The sequence below is a fragment of the Microcoleus sp. B9-D4 genome, assembly GCF_036705105.1.
GTDB lineage: Bacteria > Cyanobacteriota > Cyanobacteriia > Cyanobacteriales > Microcoleaceae > Microcoleus.
Map to the genome: position 1 here is coordinate 1 of NZ_JAUBTS010000097.1, position 17,001 is coordinate 17,001.

The following is a 17,001-nucleotide window of genomic DNA, read 5'->3' on the forward strand; positions in this document are numbered from 1 at the left end:
GTCCAAAAAGGACGGGCGGGACGCCCATCCCACAATAACAATTAAAATTGTAAGTTATTTAATTCGCGATCCTTAGAGAAAACCTCAACCCGCCCCAGAAGCTCATGTTTTGGCAATCCTTTCGGTAAACGCGCCACTGGCTTTCTTTTAACTATCGCGGTTATTTCACAGGAATAAATATTATCCAATATTTATCGAACAATGCTGCCGTCAGGCATGATTGTTTCTTTCAAAATAGCTTCGCCCAAATTCGCTCCCGCCAAGTTCGCTCCCCGGAGATTTGCCCCAGTCAAATTAGCCCCTCTCAAATCAGCTTTGCCAAGGTTTGCCCACCGGAAATCTGCAGCGCTCAACTGTGCAAAACAGAGATTTGCCCGGAAAAGATATGCTCCAGTGAAGTGAGCTTCCCCGAGGTTAGCTTTAGAGAAATTAGCTCCATAGCAATGTGCTTCAATCAACTCGACTTGAGTCAGATTAGCTTGACTGAGATTAGCACAGTTCAGGTTCGCGCCCATCGCATTAGCTCGAAACATCACCGCACCGATTAAATTTGCATCTGCGAAATCAGTTTGTTGGAGATTGGCAGCGGTGAGGTCAGCCCCAATTAAATTAGCACTGCTCAAATCAGCTCCCCTGATGTCTGCTGCTTGGAGGTTGGTTCCAGTTAAATTAGCTTTAATTAAATTAGTTTCCAGCAGTTGCGCTCCGGCAAGATTTGCTAAACTAAAATTAGATTCTGCCAGGTTTGCCGCAATTAATTTAGCCTTAAACAAATTTGTTTTAAAAAGGTTCGAGCGCCAAAGATGCGCGCCTCTGAGATTTGCTTCGGCGAGGTTAGCTTCGCTGAGATCCGGTTCTATATTTGGGTTGAGACTTCTCCATTCAATCCAAGTAACTGCACCTTTTTTTAACAGCGCTAAATGCTGTGTATTTGCCATAATAATTACATCTCCTTTAACGGCTATTCCTTGCGACCAAAAATTGCTGGATTTTCTCGACCCGTCACATTTTCCACCGCCGCAATTGCTGCCTGGGAACCTGCTATAATATCTCGTTCTGCGCCACCGAGGTAAAGCCGTCCGAAACTGCCTACAGCCTGAACCTCTAAGATGTTAATAGATGCGCCTTTTTCTGCTTCATTAGCCGCCAGCGCTGCATAGGCCGCCGGTTCTACTTCTAAGACGTAAAGCGTTTGTCCCGCCAGCAGCAACTGTCCGCGGCGGGTGCGGTTGATTAATTGTGTTTGGTGGGCGTCAATATTGCGAATAATTTGACTGGAAATCACTCGCGGTTTGATACATTCTTCTCTGCGGACTCCGATGAATTCTAGAATTGCTTTGCCTGCCGCCCGCGTTTCCCCCTGCTGACTCGAGTGTACTTCTAGCAGACCGTACAAGCGTTCGACTATCTGCACTCCTGGGCGCACGGAGGCAGATTTGAGGGCGACATCGGTAATTCGGTTAATTTCAATACCGGGCGAGATTTCTATCCACAGCGACGCATCCCCCGGCAGCGGCAAAAATCCGGCGGCGACTGTGCCGATGTATGCTGCGTGCTGTGGCTGCAAGTTGTCTAGAAATACGTAGCTGCGTAACTCTATTCCCAAAAGTTTCTATCTCCGTCGATCGATTTCCAACACTTATCTGTGCAATATCTGAGTTTACCTTTTTTTGTGAACAACACCTTGTCTATTGTCGGGACTGCCGCACTGCCTCACAACCGGGTGAGGTGCCAGACCCGCGATGTCTAGTGGCGGAGTACCTCTGCGAGCAATCTTTAATTTTGTGCGCCTGCTAAAAATTTGATATCAATCTGTAGTTATACGTGGAACTTAGCAATGTTTACTGCTACAGGTGGATTTAACTTTAAAAGCCAATCGATATAGTTGTGATAGTTAAAGATTTTAGCCAACAGAGAGCATTTGAATTATGAAACGTTCTGATTTATCCAAAGCAATCGGTGCAGGTATTATAGCTGCTGGTTTAGCCATAGCACCAGCTCATCTGCCTGCTTCAGCTCAGACAGATACAACTGGCGGTACTAACAACACTACAACCACCACCACTCCTCGCTCCGATGTCTACAATGCTGAAACAGATCGCGATTTTGATTGGGGATGGTTGGGATTGCTAGGCTTGTCTGGTTTGTTGGGCTTGATTCCCCGCAAACGTGAAGAAAATGTCCGCTATACAAGTACAACGAGTGAACGCGAGCCCGCCGTGCGTACTGACTACCGCTAAGAATTGAGTCTTAGGGCTGTGGGCATCATGCAGGGACAGGATGTTTTAACCTGTCCGATCAGTACCAATAATCATCAAAAAACCTCCATCTGTGGGGTTTTTTTATTGGAGATGATGCGCGATCTATCGACGATTAAATTGGTTACATCTGAGATATTGTACCATTGTCAATAAGTTTTTTATGAACAGGCAAGATGCCTGTTCCACAAAAAGTGAATTTTATTGTGCGCCATTGCTCCTAGCCCGTCAATAAAACGCTGATTGAAAAGGGTACAATATCTCAGATGTAACCGAAATAGAGATTATTAACTTATTCCTATCTTCTTCCCTTCTTCCTACCCTTTGGGAACGGCTTCGCCGAACGCGTTCTTTGCGTCTTCGCGGTTCATTAAATAAAGACTTTTCAGACACAAAAAGACCTTAAACAATGTTTGGGCCCGATCGATCGAGTACCTCCCAAATTGCCTGCACCAACTTATCTGGGTCTAAAGGCTTACAAATGTGGCGCTGGAACCCCGCAGCCAGGGCCTGCTGATAGTCAATTTCTCCCGCATAAGCGGTGAGGGCGATCGCCGGAACCAGTCCCCCTTGGTCGGGCGCCAGATCCCGAACCTGTCGCATCAACATATAACCGTTGGTGTCGGGCATTCCAATATCGCTCAATAGCAAATCCGGCACAGACTGAGTTAAAACCGCCAAGGCATCGGCGGCGTTAGCAACGGCTGTAACGCTTGCCCCACAATCCTCAAGCAGAAAAACCACCAAATCTAGCGCATCGGCATCATCATCCACCGCTAACACCTTGATACCGCTCAAATTGAAGGATTGGGCCGGCGACGCAGTTCCCGCAGGACTCGTCTGAGATTGCACGGGCATCAGAGGTATCCTGACAGTCAAGGTTGCACCTTTTCCTTCGCCGGCACTGTCGGATTTCACCGTGCCGCCGTGGAGTTCGACGAGATGGCGGACGATCGCCAATCCTAAACCCAATCCGCCAAACTTGCGGGTAGAAGTGCTGTCAGCTTGCCGGAAGTAGTCGAATACATAGGGCAGAAAATCAGGTTCGATACCTTTTCCCGTATCAGTTACAGTAATTTGGGCCTTATTGTCCACCCGATCGAGAACGACTTCAATTTTGCCGGACGGCGGGGTGAACTTGACGGCATTTGACAGCAAATTCCAGACTACCTGCTGAAGTCTGCCCGCATCGCCCAACACCGGGCCGAGATTCGGTGCAAATAGAGTGCTGATTTGAATCGACTTGACTTGGGCCGCCAGACGCATCGTTTCAATGGCGGCGCTGATTACCCCGGCTAAATCCACAGGTGCAATATTCAAGCTGACCTTGCCTTGCAGAATCCCCGACACGTCCAGCAAATCTTCGATAAGCTGGGTTTGCAGTTTGGCGTTGCGCTCGATCGTCTCTAAGGCGTAACGCTGCTTTTGGGGTGTCAAAATGTTCGATTGAAGCAGCTTCGCCCAGCCCATAATCGGGTTTAAGGGAGTCCGCAATTCGTGGGACAAAACAGCCAAAAATTCGTCTTTGACGCGGTTAGCGCGTTCTGCCTCTTCCCGCGCTGCCTTTTCCCGTGCTAGAAGGCGTTCCCGTTCCGCTTCTGCAACTTTTTGATCGGTAATATCAGTGTTGGTGCCACACCAGCGCAGTACCTTGCCTTGATCGTCGCGAATCGGCACGGCGCGGGAGAGAAACCAGCGGTACGATCCGTCTTTGCCGCGCAAGGGGAAAGTATCTTCCCAGAGTTCCCCTGTTTCAATGCAGCGCCTAAATTTTTCGACAACGCGATCGAGGTGTTCCGGATGGTGCACCTTTTGCCAGCCCCAGCCTCGCATTTCTTCTAGGGTGGTGCCGGTGTAGTCAAACCAGCGCTGGTTATACCAGAAAATCCCCCCAGCAGCATCTGTCATCCAGGCCAACTGAGCGATGTTGTCAGCTAGAGCGCGGAACCGATCCTCGCTTTCGTGCAGCTTATGCAGAGCTCGCGCGTGCAGGATCACCGTCCAGAGGCGAGCCACCACTTCTTGCATCAGCCAAACTTCATCAGGCCGCCAGTGCCGAACCACCCTTGATGTCACCAGCAAAAGAGCCACCCAGCGCCCTTCCTGAAGGCAGGGAACATCGACCAAAGCACGAATCGACACGGCACCGTAGTTATCGAATAAATGCGCTGTATGGGGGTGATTAGCGATATCTGAGATGACAAGGGTTTGACCTGCCATAGACAGAGCTTTCAGTTCTGGCGTCTTAAAGTCTGAGAGTTGATAGGTGCCGACGGTGCTGGCGAGGTCGGACTGGTGCCAGTCTTGCTGGACAATTGCCCGATCGGCTTCTAAATCGATTTCGTGCCAGATGCAGCGATCGACTTTTAAATATTCTCCCAGACTGTTCATCGCTTCCCACAACATTTCTGCGGGGTTGATGCGCTGCCGCAAGCGGACTTCGAGATCAGAGAGAAACTGCTCGTTGAGTTGGGCTTGTTTGCGATCGTGAATATCAGTATTCGTGCCGATCCACTCGACAACCTGGCCTCCTGCGTCGCGAATTGGCACGGCGCGGGACAAATGCCAGCGTTCCATCTGGTCTACTGCCCGCCGCAGGCGCAGCTCAATTTGATAAACTTCTCCGGTGATTTGACATTCTTGCCAGCGGGTCCAAGATTCTGCCAAATCCGAGGGCGGGACGAGGGATTCCCAATTGTTTTGAGAGGCTTCCTCGTAAGACATCCCCAGATATTCCGACCATTTTTGTTGATTGGTAAAGCGAATTTCCCCGGCGGAACTTACGTTCCAAATCAGGTGGGGCAGCGACTCAGCCAAGAAGCGGAAGCGGCGATCGCTTTCTGCTAAACTTTCTTCGGCTCGTTTGCGATCGTCAATATCAATGCCGATTCCGGCCCATTGCACCACCTTTCCCTTCCTGTCTTTGACGGGCACAAGTCGCGCTAGATGCCAGCGATAATTACCATCAAACCTGCGTACCCGACACTCGAATTCGTAGGCTTCCCCTGCTGCAATCGCAGGAGTGCGCGTGCCGACAACTGCTGGCAGATCATCAGGATGAAATAATTGCAGCACCGGCGCAGGCAGCGGCAATTCTGGCATCATGCCCGTGTAGTTTTTCCAGTGTTGGTTGCAAAACTCTAACCTGCCGTCGGCGGTGTTGATCCACATTAATTCCGGGACGCCATCGGCGAGGGTGCGGTAGAGATTTTCGCTGTGCCGCAGTGCTTCTTCTATTTGCCGGCGCTCGGTTTTGTCCTGCATAATTTTCAGGAAACCTTGCACCTCGCCTGCTGCGTCGCGCAGGGGCATCACCAGCCCGCTGCCCCAAAAGCGGCTGCCGTCTTTGCGGAGGTGCCAGCGCTCGTTTTCTGCCTTTTCCTGAGTCAGGGCTATGTGCCTTTCTGCTTCCGGCTTTCTAGCAGCCGAGTCTTCTGGGGTGAAGATGATGCGTCCGTCTTGCCCGACGATTTCAGCTTCGGTATAGCCCAGCAATCTCTGGGCGCCTGCGTTCCAACTGGTAACCTGTCCGTCGGTGTCGATGGTGAAGATGGCGTAGTCTTTGGCGCTGTCGAGAATCAATTGCAGGTGGGTTTCGCGATCGCGCAGTGCTGCTTCTGTTTGTTTGCGCTTGGTAATGTCGGTTGTGAAGCCGACAACTTTGGTCACTTCACCTTGCTGGTTGCGGATCAAACAGCCGCGTTCCCAAACATCGATCCAGCGCCCGTCTTGGTGCTGAACTCGGTACTCGATTTCATAGCGATCGGGAATATTCAAGATTGATTTCCCCCCGGCTTGGATGCGTGCCAAATCGACGGGATGGATGCGTTCTCTCCACCACTCTGGTGTTGCCGGTGCATCCTCTGGGTAGACACCGACGATCGAGCACAGTCCCTCGGAACGGTAAACTGAGTTTGCTACCAAATCCCACTCAAACACCATGCCGTCGATCGCTCTTGTAGCTAACTGAAAGCGGTTGTTGCTTTCTTCCAAAGCGAGTTCGGCCATTTTGCGATCGGTAGCATCAAATAATACTCCGATAAACCGCACTGCTTCGCCTGCAGCGTCGTAGAGATAGCGCCCGAACGCGCTCAACCAGCGGATTTCTCCGTTATCGGCCCGGATGATCCGGTATTCGGGGGAGTAGAGCGATCTCGTTTGGCGAGCTGTTTTGGCTGCTTGCATGACTTGCTTTAAGTCGTCTGGATGCACGCACTTTTCCCACACAGCCGCGCTTGCTTCGCCGCCCGGTGTCTGTTCGCAGCCCAAAATGCTGAAATGGGTCGCCGACCAAATTACTCGATGTGTTCGCACGTCAAAATCCCAGGTTGCCATGCCTGAGCCTTCGATGGCGACGCTCAAACGTTCTTCGCTTTGTTTTAAGGCAATTTCAGTTTGTTTGCGATCCGTGATATCTGTCAGGGAACCTACTGCCCGCAGGGGATTGCCTGACTCGTCCCAAATTGCTCGCCCTCTGGCTAAAATCCATTTGTAGCGCCCGTCAGGACAGCGAACGCGGTACTCTCCGCAGTAATGTGAGGTTTCTCGATCCAAGTGTTGCTGCCAATTGCTTTGCATTCTCTCCACATCATCGGGATGAATGTAGCTCAAAAATTGGCTGAACTCCTTGACTTCTTCGGGCCCACGTTCCAAAATCTCTAAACAGCGATCGCTCAGAATCTGGCTATTGGTTTGCAGGTTGTAATCCCAAATGCCGTCGTTGTTGCCGGCACAGGCTAGCTGCCAGCGTTCTGCGCTTTCTCGCAAAGCTTCTTTGGTTTGATTGGCGCGATCGATTTGTACGGCGGCAACGGCAAAGTCTGCTAGGCAGATCGCAATCCGCAAGTCTTCGGCATCGAACTGGCGATCGGAATCGTGAGATACAATCCATATTGCCCCCAGCGATTGATTTTCTGCTTGCAGTGGCACGACTAACGCTTCGGCGATCGGCAATTCTAGCTGCTGCAAGTCGGTGAAGTATTGTTCGGGAGCGAAGTAAAGCTGGGGAGTTTGGCGATCGATACCTGCTCCCGGCCAAGGCAATTTGCGGGGTGTGTTTCTATGTTCTGCTGCTTCCCACGCTCCCGCCAAGGCTTCCCAGCGAAAGATTTGTTCGGAAGTGGCATTTTCTTCTAGCAAGCAGACTCCGACGCTTCCTGCGGCGCACAAATCTTGAGCGATCGCCACCAGTGTTTTGAGCAGCGTGTGGGGTGAGGTTGCCAATTGTCGAGCCAGCGTTTGCAGCGCTCGGTTTTCTGCTTTTTGATCGTGCGATCGAGGGATGCGGCGCGACAGTTCCTCGGCGATCGGAATGTCGGTTAAATTAGTTTGTGGGGTTTGCCAAGCTTCCATCAATTAGTCGTCTCTAGGTCTTTCGGTCTGAGCTGGCGAGCGTCTATCACCACGCTGTTAAAGCATCTGCTATATTATAGGCTCTACCCACATACAGAATATGCGATCTATCTGGGAAATTACTTTTTAGTTTCCCGGCTAGGGCGTGTTTTCTCTCCCCAGAATTGCCTTAAATTGTAGGTTGGGCCCGTGGAACGAAACCCAACATTTTTCGTAGATTTGTTGGGTGGCGCTACGCTTAACCCAACCTACAGAATAGGCAACAGAATAGGCAAGAAAACACGCTCTAGTTGACTGCCTTGGTTGCCTATGCTCTTGCCGCCACCTTATGCACAATTTTATTCCAGAATCGCGCTTTTTTCCATATCTGACTTGGACAGAAATTGAGTCTATGCCGGATAAGGAAAATATAGTTATCATTCAGCCGTTAGGTGCGATCGAACAGCACGGCCCTCATTTGCCTTTAATTGTAGATGCGGCAATTAGCGCGGCAGTTACAGGCAAAGCCCTGGCAAAGTTAGAGGCAAATATTCCCGCCTATGCTTTGCCACCTTTGTACTATGGCAAGTCGAACGAACACTGCCATTTTCCCGGTACAATTATGCTCAGTGCTCAGACACTTTTAGCAGTAATCGGCGAAATTGCAGACAGTATTTATCAGGCTGGATTTCGGAAATTAGTGTTAATGAATGGTCACGGCGGACAGCCGCAGGTGATGGAAATTGCGGCGCGGGATATTCATCAAAAATATCAGGATTTTTCTGTTTTTCCGCTGTTTGTTTGGGGCGTTCCTAATGTTGCTGCTGAATTATTAACTGCGAAGGAGTTGGAGTTGGGGATTCACGCTGGTGATGCAGAAACGAGTTTGATGTTGTCAATTTTGCCGGAACAGGTGAAAATGGAACTGGCTGTTTGCGAGTACCCGCAGGGTTTACCAACAGACAGTTTGCTGAGTATGGAAGGGAATTTGCCTTTTGCTTGGCTGACGCGAGATTTGACTGAAAGTGGTGTGTTGGGCGATGCGACGGCGGCGACGAAAGAAAAGGGCTCTCGTATTCTCGAATCTCTCTCTGACGGCTGGACACAAGTTATCAAAGATGTGTACAAATTTAGACAGCCGGGAAGTAATTAAGAATTAAGAATTAAAAATCAAAAATTCTTCTAATTTGTGTCAAAATGAGTCTAAGAAATTTTTTGAGTTGGAAAACTAACGATGAGTGTAAATTCTAAATTGCAGCGCGCTTTTGAGCAAGGTCGCGCCCTGAAAATTATCAGCGGTTTAAATAATTTTGATGCCGCCAACGTTGCGGCTGTCGTCAAAGCAGCGGATCTCGGCGGTGCTTCCTTTGTTGATATTGCTGCCGATCGAGATTTGGTATTGATGGCCAAACAGTTGACAAATTTGCCAATTTGTGTATCGGCGGTGGAACCGGAAAAGTTTGTGGCTGCGGTAGAAGCTGGCGCTGATTTGATTGAAATTGGTAACTTTGATGCTTTCTACGCAGAAGGCCGCCGCTTTGAAGCTGAGGAAGTTTTGCAGTTGACTCGCGAAACTCGATCGCTATTTCCAAACATCACTCTTTCTGTGACAGTTCCCCACATTTTGACACTCGACAAACAAGTGCAATTAGCAATTGAATTAGTCAAAGCAGGGGCTAACATCATCCAAACCGAAGGTGGCACCAGCGCTCAACCAATTCACGCCGGCACCTTGGGATTAATTGAAAAAGCAGCGCCTACTTTGGCCTCCGCCTTTGAAATTTCCCGCGCCGTATCCGTCCCTGTACTCTGCGCTTCCGGTATCTCCAGCGTCACCGCACCCCTCGCTATTGGAGCCGGTGCTGCGGGTGTTGGTGTCGGTTCTGCTGTTAGCCAACTTAATAGCGAAGTCGCGATGATTGCGGCTGTTCGCAGTTTAGTTGAAGCTTTGGCTTTGGTTTCGCGATCTCACTTGCCGGCTTCCATTTAATTAAGAAGGAAGAAGGAAGAAGGAAGAAGGAAGAAGGAATAAGGAAGATTTTTCCCATCCCTCACTCTTCCCCTTCTCCCACTCTTCCCCTCTTCCCCTCCCCCACTCTTTCACTTTTCCACTCTTCCTTAATAATTGATAAACCACATGGCATAATCATCTAATAACTGATTGTTTCGGGAGGTTACATCAACTGATTCTAACTCTGATAAAGGCAACATAAACTTTTGGCGATCGCTGAGGCGCTGCACTTCCACAAATATGCCTTCTTCCTGAATCACCAAATCATCCAACTGATTAATTGTGAATCTATCAGTATAAGAAGGTTGAGTTTTTTTGAGCCGTGCATATTCTTTTTTGCTGCCCGAACCCATTGTATATTCTTCTTCCCATTCAAACTCTTCTATGCCGGTAACGTGGCAGGGTAGTTGAATATTTTGCTTGATGTAGTCTAGATATTTGACTGAATTTTTTATGCTGAAATCAATATTTTTTGACCCCAAAATCTTACTGATTTTAGTTTCAAATTGCTTGGTATTAAATGGGAGATTTTCATCGAGATGCGCTAACATTTCTGGATCGAACCCCGATCTCAATTCGGATAATTCCTCCAGCAGGCGCTGAAAGTCGTTTACCGGTTTCGGTCTTCTGCCTGCTACAATGGTTTCATCAAGCTGAACAGGAGGAAGTTCGGATTGTGAAGGAAGGGATTGGCTTTGATCTGGGCGATCGTCCACTTTAGACTTGTTAACTTTAGACTTGTTAACTTTAGGCTGGTTAAGTTTAGGCTTGTTAAATTTAGGCATCGCTCGGTCTCGCTGGATCGGTTTATCAATAAAGTATATCTTGGCAGAAGTACATTGTGTCTGATAGGAGGAAGCTGTAATGCAACTACTGAAATCACCTGATGAATCGCCAGTCTATCAAGGACAATTCGGCGAATTTACGATTACTCAAAACGATCGCACGGGAGTGGTGATTTACCGCGCCGGATTGGGGGTGGCGGCGCTGTGTTTTGCGATCGGCACTACTCTGGTGCTACAACAGGGCGACAACCCGATGGCAATCCAAGCTGTAACGCCTGTTTTTGCTTGTTTCTGGATAGCTTTAGGCGTCAGCTTGGCAACTATTCACATTTACATGATTGCGCTGCATCGAACACTACAGGCATTTTGGGCGATCGGCGGCGCGGCAGCATTGTTTGTCGCCCTACAAAGCAGCCAACCTCTAGCTTTAGCAGTGTACGAACATCCCGCCACGTTGTGGGGAATTGGCTTTACTTTTGCAGCCTTAAATGGCATTTATTTTAAGGAAGCATTCTGCTTTAATCGCCTCGAAACTAAGTTTTTGACTCCGGGAGTTCCTCTGTTAATTTTAGGACATATTTTCGGATTTTTGTCAGCCGAAAATGAACAATTTTTGCTGGCTGTTTGGGCGGCTTTGTTTATCATCTTTGCTGTACGCAAGTTTTTTCAACCAATGCCGCAGGATATCGGGGATAAAAGCGTTTTTGAGTATCTGAAACACCAATAATTTGGGAATGGGTCATTGGGCATTGGGAAATTATTCACTTTCCCAGTATTTCCCTCTTCCCCAGTCTCGCCGAATCTGCCTCCATACCCGAAAATATCTAGATCGAGTTAAAATGAGAATTCGTCTAATCCGTCGTCGAGAAATGTGGGTAATTACCAGGGAAGGTTGGGTAATTGCAAGCACGGGATTGATAATTTTAATGCTCTTAATTATTACAAGTATCCATCCATTCTTGGCGGTCAATGCGCCGATTAAAGCAGATATATTGGTTGTCGAAGGCTGGTTGCCGGATTATGCGATCGAAAGTGCGATCGCCGAATTCAAAAAAGGCGAATACCGCCAATTAATTACCACAGGAGTTCCTTTAAGTAAAGGCTACTATCTTGCTGAATATAAAAATTATGCCGCACTGACTGCAGCGACTTGTATTGCGCTAGGATTTGATAAAAACAAAGTAGTAGCAGTACCAGCAGCGAGTGTTGTCAAACACCGCACTGCTGCTTCTGCGATCGCCCTTCGAGATTGGTTTTCTACTTCAGGTTTAAAAGTTAACTCAATTAATCTTTATTCCTTTGGCCCTCACGCCCGCAGAAGTTGGATTGTTTTCAAAGAAGTGCTGAATCCTGACATTAAAGTCGGGATTATAGCGGCGGAACCGCAAGATTATAACTCACAAGAATGGTGGAAATCGAGCGAAGGTTTTCGGACTGTGATCGGAGAAATTATTGCTTATATTTACGCCCGTTTCGTAGATTGGAAAACCTAGCCAGTAATTGTCAATTTTTCTCTTAATTCCCTTCGCGTTCTTCGCGCCTTCGCAGTTTGTAAAAAAACATTTATATAACAGTTTTAAATCCGTGGAAATACAGAACACGGCAGTGCCGTTTCCCTACCCTGGCATCTGTGAAAATACAGGACACGGCAGTGCCATTTCCCTACCCAAGGAATACAAAACACGGCAGTGCCGTTTCCCTACTATATTCAACCAAAAATGATAAAATTATTCTCAGATAATTTGAGGGTAACTCGTTGCTAGAAGAACGCGCTTACTGGTTAGCATGGTCGCAAATTAACGGTATCGGGCCGATTTTGTTGCAAAGATTGCACCAAAATTTCAATAGTTTGGCAGAAGCTTGGACGGCAAAACCAGTAGATTTCATGCGAGTAGAAGGCTTTGGTAAGCAGATAATTGAAACAATTTCCCAAGAACGAACTAAACTTAATCCTGAAGAATTTCTCGAAAAACATCTTATAAAAAATCCCAGTTTTTGGACGCCCGCTGATCCAGATTATCCCCGCTTATTATTGGAAATTCCCAATCCGCCACCCGTGTTGTATTATCGTGGTAATGTCGATCGCAAAGAGAATCAAGGAATTACGCCGACAGTGGCAATGGTTGGTACTCGCAGCCCTACGGAATACGGCAGAAGGTGGACTCGCAAAATTAGTACGGCTTTGGCTAAAAGTGATTTTACTGTGGTTTCGGGATTGGCGGCTGGTATTGATACAGAGGCTCATACAGGCTGTTTGGAGGCGGGAGGAAGGACTTTTGCAGTGGTGGGGACGGGAGTAGATATTGTATATCCTAAACAAAATGAGAGGTTGTGCGATCGCATCTTGCAGCAGGGATTGGTAATTAGTGAATATCCGGCGGGTACTCAACCGAATAAAACTAATTTTCCGCGCCGAAATCGCATAATTGCTGGCTTAAGTCGCGCTACAATCGTGATAGAAGCTCCGCACAAATCGGGTGCTTTAATTACTGCTTATCAAGCGAATGATTTTTGCCGGGATGTGTATGTTTTGACGGCAAGATTGGATGATGAGCGTTCGTTTGGGTGTTTGGAGTTGCTGAGTAAAGGTGCTCATCCGATTCTGCCTGGTCGCGATCGACTCTTAAGCGAAGACAGGTTGTTGGAAATGCTCGGAGCTATGCCAAAATTGGATAGAGCCGAGCAGTTGTCGCTATTTCCTCCAAATCCGACGGTTGAGAAGCAAGGGCCGCCGTTGGAGCCGGAATTGGCTAAGGTGTTAAGTGCGATCGTATCTGGGCCGATTTCTTTTGATGTAATTGTGGAAGCAGCGGGATTAGAAGCCGGAACAGTTTCTAGTATACTTTTGCAACTGGAATTGTTGGGATTAGTTTCGCAGTTACCAGGAATGCGATATCAGCGATGCTGATGTGTAAGTAATAGGGTTTAGGCTATTGGTGTCAACTTAAGTCTAAAACCCTCTTTATCTCTCGTTTACCGCCGAGGCCAGATCCCCCTAAATCCCCCTTAAGAAGGGGGACTTTGAGAAGATTCTTGTCCCCCCCTTTTTAAGGGGGGTTAGGGGGGATCTAGGCCTTGATAGTCAGCGGTTGAAACCGCATATATACAAACGAAGTCCGTCTCTAAGAGACTGAAGAATAATAAGGACTAAAGTCCTCATTACGAACCTTTAAAGCAACCCGAAATTAACGGCACTGATACTGCTACCAGAAACACCATTGAGAGAAGCTAAAATCTCCCCGGTTTGTGCAAACCTGATTAATGTTGCACCGCTATCTTGACTAATTGCCAATTGCGAGAAACTCAACCCATTACCCAATACTAACAAATCTTTACCGACTTCAAAATCGGTAATCGTATCAGTACCGGAATTGGTATAGAGTAGGAACTTATCTACTCCCATTCCTCCTACCAAAGTATCAATTCCCAAACCGCCATTGAGTAAATCATCGCCCTTACCTCCGTAAAGAATATCATTACCATCATCGCCATTCAAAATGTCAGCACCACGGTTGCCAAATAAGACATCATCACCGCTACTTCCCAGGATTGTATCGCTACCTTTGCCACCGAAAACCGAGTCATTTCCAATGCCGCCATCGAGGGAATCATTGCCCCTCATGCCCATCAACACATTATTTGCGCTGTCGCCAGTCAGGATATCGTCGCCATTTGTACCGAGAATTGCATCCGGGGAATTGCTGCCCAAATCAGCATCGCCGCTGACAACAGGAGTTGCAATCCCAGCCGGCAATACTACAGCTTCAAGTCTGCTATCTAAAGCAGTACCAGTATTGTCAGCAACTACCTGGGAAATAGGTTTATTTCCCGCACCAACTGCTTTGAAGTCTTGAGTAGTTGGGCCCAAAGCTACTTGTTGGAGGCGGGCAAGTGATTCAGGAATTGATGTTCCTGTTGGGTTGGAGACAGCCGCATCAATGCGCTGATTGGCTGTTGCCATTACTGTCGCTGCTTGCGAGGTAATTTGGCTGATTTGTTGAGAGTTGAAACTGGGGTCTATTTGCTGGATTTTCGCGGCAGTTTGCTGAATGATTGGTTCTAAAGCTGCGGCATTGCTGAGGTTTAAGACTGTACCGGATTGAATTTGAGCCGTAATTGAACTGACAACAGCTTTGACAATATCGGTATTGACTGCACTGGATGCACCGTCAATCAAAGCGCTAGTTTGGGTGATGAAGTTTTGGACTTTCACCATTGCGGCTAAGACTTGGACTCCGCCCGGTTGATTGTTATTGGTAGCTAAGATTGGATCTAAGCTAGTTAAGTCAACTTCAGCGGGGAGAGAAAGGGCGGCTTTGACTAAAGATTGTGCTTCTTCTGGTTCAATTCCTTTGTCGATTAAGTCGGCGATTAAGGTGGTTAGGAGGGTGACTACACTCGCATCTGGTGGTGCGGTGACTGGTGTTTCTAGGGGTAAGCCGGTGGCGGTGTCAATGCCTCCTATGGCTACTAAATTGCCTTCTGATGGGTCGATTTCTCCGTTTTTGTTGGTGTCGAAGGTCTCGAAGGGGATGTTGAGATTGAATTCACCGCTGCTGTTAGTTGTGGTGGATGGTTCGTTGGTGTCGAGGATGCTGTTTTTGTTGGCGTCTAGGAAGAGAGTAGCACCGGAGATATAACCGTCAATTACGAGGCCACGAATGCTATCGCGGATCAGGTTGAAATTGTCGATGGCAGTGGCACCGGCATTGTCCGTTGCTGTCACCGTAATTGGCAACGAGAATGATGGGGGGACATTGGCCGCATCGAAATTCACGCTAAAGGTCAGCGTATTCGGGTCGAACTTAAGCCAATCGGGTGGAATGATGGTGCCTGTATTGGGGTCGAGGGTCAGCCAGAGGGGGAGGAAGTTCGGATTTAGATTGATGGAGTACGAGTAAGTGAGGCTGTCACCTGGATCGGGATCAATAAACGTATTTGGAGCAAGAGTCAAACTGAAACTGAAGTCGCTGCGGGGATTGGCATCACGTTGATTGCTGATGGGATTATTCAACTTCGGCGAATTGTTGTTGAGTATAGATTCAGCATCGATAATTTTCAGACTGGCAGTGTTTTGGGTGCCAATAATGGAATTATCCCGATTGGTGATCCGAAACGCAATTTCTTCTGGTCCCTCAACTTGAGCATCCGGTAAGATGTCAATTGTGAAAGTTTTCGTCTTTTCCCCTGGGTTAAATGTGATTTCAGGAAAGAAATTGGGGGTATTCCAATCTGTTCCGAAAGTCGCTGAACCAGTAGGAGGTTCTAGGTACACCCTGGAAAAGCTGTCTATATTCCCCCCTGTGCGAGTGAGGGTAATTTGTTTCTGAACGATTCCTGTGCGACTTTCATTGACTTTGTAAGTAGCTTCGGAAAAATTAATTGTAGGAGGCCCCTCAGCATCCAAAATTTGCAAGGTAGCAGTGTTTTGGGTGCCAATAATGGAATTATCCCGATTGGTGATCCGAAACGCAATTTCTTCGGTTCCCTCAACTTGACCATCCGGTAAGATGCCAATTGTGAAAGTTTTGGTATTTTCGCCTGGGTTAAATATGAGTTCAGGAGAGAAGGGCGGAACGTTCCAATCAGTTCCGTAAGTCGCTGAACCAGTAGGAAATGGTAGATCCACCCTGGAAAAGTTGCTTAGATTCCCAGTGCGAGTGAGGGTAATTTGTTTCTGAACAATTCCTGTGCGACTTTCATTGACTTGGTAAGTAGCTTGGGAAAAATTAATTGTAGGAGGCCCCTCAGCATCGAAAATTTGCAAAGTGGCAGTGTTTTGGGTGCCGATATTGACATTAACCCCCCCATTGGCGATCCGAAACGCAATTTCTTCTGTTCCCTCAAATTGACCATCGGGAAAAATGTCAATTGTGAAAGTTTTGGTATTTTCGCCTGGGTTAAAGGTGAGTTGAGGAGAGAAATTGGGGGTATTCCAATCAGGTCCCCAAGTCGCTGAACCAGTAGGAGGTTCTAGGTACACCGTGGAAAAGTTGTTTAGATCCCCAGTGCGAGTTAGGGTAATTTGTTTCTGAACGGTTCCTGTGGGACTTTCATTAACTTGGTAAGTAGCTGGGGAAAAATTTACCGTGGGAACAACCCCATTGCTATCCCTGTTAACCACAGTGGCATCCGGTGCATTGAGGCCGTTGTAGTTACTATCCGCACTGACAGCAGGGGCACTCACAATCTGATAAGTCTTATCGCCGTCCAATACTCGATCATCCACACCCGTTATCGTAATCGGCTGCCACTGATTCCAATTAGCAGAATTGAAGGTAATTGATTCCGTCGAAATTACTCCCTCTGCCTCATCACTGCTACGCACATCAATTCTCACATCGGCAGTCGGTTGGCTGTTGAGTCTGACGGTGAATTGGTCTGTGCCACCTGCTTCTGTAGTTACTAATCCCGATGCCGGACTAATAACAATGCCAGGACTTCCAAGTATCGGCGTGGGCGTCGGAGTTGGAGTACCAGTTGTCGGCGTCGGAGTTGGAGTACCAGTTGTCGGCGTCGGAGTTGGAGTACCAGTTGTCGGCGTCGGAGTTGGAGTACCAGTTGTCGGCGTCGGAGTTGGAGTACCAGTTGTCGGCGTCGGAGTTGGAGTACCAGT

At 48.0% G+C, this 17,001-nt stretch carries 11 protein-coding genes; 6 read left to right on the plus strand and 5 right to left on the minus strand.

The window, feature by feature from the left end; translation table 11 throughout:
* Positions 1 to 191 precede the first annotated feature (191 nt).
* Positions 192 to 938 carry a pentapeptide repeat-containing protein gene (locus QUB24_RS31195; RefSeq protein WP_333157429.1) on the minus strand — a complete coding sequence of 249 codons (747 nt, stop codon included), beginning with the start codon at positions 936 to 938 and terminating at the stop codon, positions 192 to 194.
* Positions 939 to 961: 23 nt separating this feature from the next.
* Positions 962 to 1,606: a hypothetical protein gene (locus tag QUB24_RS31200; protein ID WP_333157430.1), complete on the minus strand. Its 645-nt coding sequence runs from the start codon at positions 1,604 to 1,606 to the stop codon at positions 962 to 964.
* Between the two features lie 322 nt (positions 1,607 to 1,928).
* Here QUB24_RS31200 and QUB24_RS31205 point away from each other — a divergent pair, with 322 nt between their 5' ends.
* Complete coding sequence (locus QUB24_RS31205) at positions 1,929 to 2,240, plus strand: WGxxGxxG family protein (protein ID WP_333157431.1); 312 nt, start codon at positions 1,929 to 1,931, stop codon at positions 2,238 to 2,240.
* Between the two features lie 420 nt (positions 2,241 to 2,660).
* Here QUB24_RS31205 and QUB24_RS31210 read toward each other — a convergent pair whose 3' ends face one another.
* A complete protein-coding gene (locus QUB24_RS31210) occupies positions 2,661 to 7,610 on the minus strand; it encodes a PAS domain-containing protein (protein ID WP_333157432.1) in 4,950 nt (1,649 codons plus the stop codon).
* 328 nt (positions 7,611 to 7,938) lie between these two features.
* Here QUB24_RS31210 and QUB24_RS31215 point away from each other — a divergent pair, with 328 nt between their 5' ends.
* Both QUB24_RS31215 and QUB24_RS31220 read left to right on the plus strand, forming a co-directional pair.
* The gene (locus QUB24_RS31215; RefSeq protein WP_333157433.1) at positions 7,939 to 8,742 is read left to right on the plus strand and encodes a creatininase family protein; all 804 of its coding nucleotides are present in this window, start codon (positions 7,939 to 7,941) and stop codon (positions 8,740 to 8,742) included.
* A gap of 81 nt (positions 8,743 to 8,823) precedes the next feature.
* Positions 8,824 to 9,579, plus strand: coding sequence for a DUF561 domain-containing protein (locus tag QUB24_RS31220; protein WP_333157434.1), 756 nt, complete (start codon positions 8,824 to 8,826; stop codon positions 9,577 to 9,579).
* Positions 9,580 to 9,707: 128 nt separating this feature from the next.
* Here the strand turns inward: QUB24_RS31220 and QUB24_RS31225 are convergent, their stop codons facing one another.
* Positions 9,708 to 10,385 (minus strand): calcium-binding protein, encoded by a 678-nt coding sequence (locus QUB24_RS31225; protein WP_333157435.1) that lies wholly within the window; start codon positions 10,383 to 10,385, stop codon positions 9,708 to 9,710.
* Positions 10,386 to 10,464: 79 nt separating this feature from the next.
* On the opposite strand from QUB24_RS31225, the gene QUB24_RS31230 reads away from it, so the two are divergent.
* The 3 genes from QUB24_RS31230 (at position 10,465) to dprA (ending at position 13,293) form a co-directional block, all read left to right on the plus strand.
* Positions 10,465 to 11,112: a DUF2301 domain-containing membrane protein gene (locus QUB24_RS31230; protein ID WP_333157436.1), complete on the plus strand. Its 648-nt coding sequence runs from the start codon at positions 10,465 to 10,467 to the stop codon at positions 11,110 to 11,112.
* 112 nt (positions 11,113 to 11,224) lie between these two features.
* Positions 11,225 to 11,878, plus strand: coding sequence for a YdcF family protein (locus QUB24_RS31235; protein ID WP_333157437.1), 654 nt, complete (start codon positions 11,225 to 11,227; stop codon positions 11,876 to 11,878).
* A 263-nt stretch (positions 11,879 to 12,141) separates the two neighbouring features.
* A complete protein-coding gene (gene dprA, locus QUB24_RS31240) occupies positions 12,142 to 13,293 on the plus strand; it encodes a DNA-processing protein DprA (RefSeq protein WP_333157438.1) in 1,152 nt (383 codons plus the stop codon).
* Between the two features lie 261 nt (positions 13,294 to 13,554).
* Here the strand turns inward: dprA and QUB24_RS31245 are convergent.
* Positions 13,555 to 17,001 (minus strand): Calx-beta domain-containing protein (locus QUB24_RS31245; RefSeq protein WP_333157439.1); only part of this gene is annotated, 3,447 nt, incomplete at its 5' end.

Bases quoted from the DNA above. Each gene is read 5' to 3' on its own strand.
- QUB24_RS31195 (WP_333157429.1), bottom strand. From the start codon at position 938: ATGGCAAATACACAGCATTTAGCGCTGTTAAAAAAAGGTGCAGTTACT.
- QUB24_RS31205 (WP_333157431.1), top strand. From the start codon at position 1,929: ATGAAACGTTCTGATTTATCCAAAGCAATCGGTGCAGGTATTATAGCT.
- QUB24_RS31210 (WP_333157432.1), bottom strand. From the start codon at position 7,610: ATGGAAGCTTGGCAAACCCCACAAACTAATTTAACCGACATTCCGATC.
- QUB24_RS31215 (WP_333157433.1), top strand. From the start codon at position 7,939: ATGCACAATTTTATTCCAGAATCGCGCTTTTTTCCATATCTGACTTGG.
- QUB24_RS31220 (WP_333157434.1), top strand. From the start codon at position 8,824: ATGAGTGTAAATTCTAAATTGCAGCGCGCTTTTGAGCAAGGTCGCGCC.
- QUB24_RS31225 (WP_333157435.1), bottom strand. From the start codon at position 10,385: ATGCCTAAATTTAACAAGCCTAAACTTAACCAGCCTAAAGTTAACAAG.
- QUB24_RS31230 (WP_333157436.1), top strand. From the start codon at position 10,465: ATGCAACTACTGAAATCACCTGATGAATCGCCAGTCTATCAAGGACAA.
- QUB24_RS31235 (WP_333157437.1), top strand. From the start codon at position 11,225: ATGAGAATTCGTCTAATCCGTCGTCGAGAAATGTGGGTAATTACCAGG.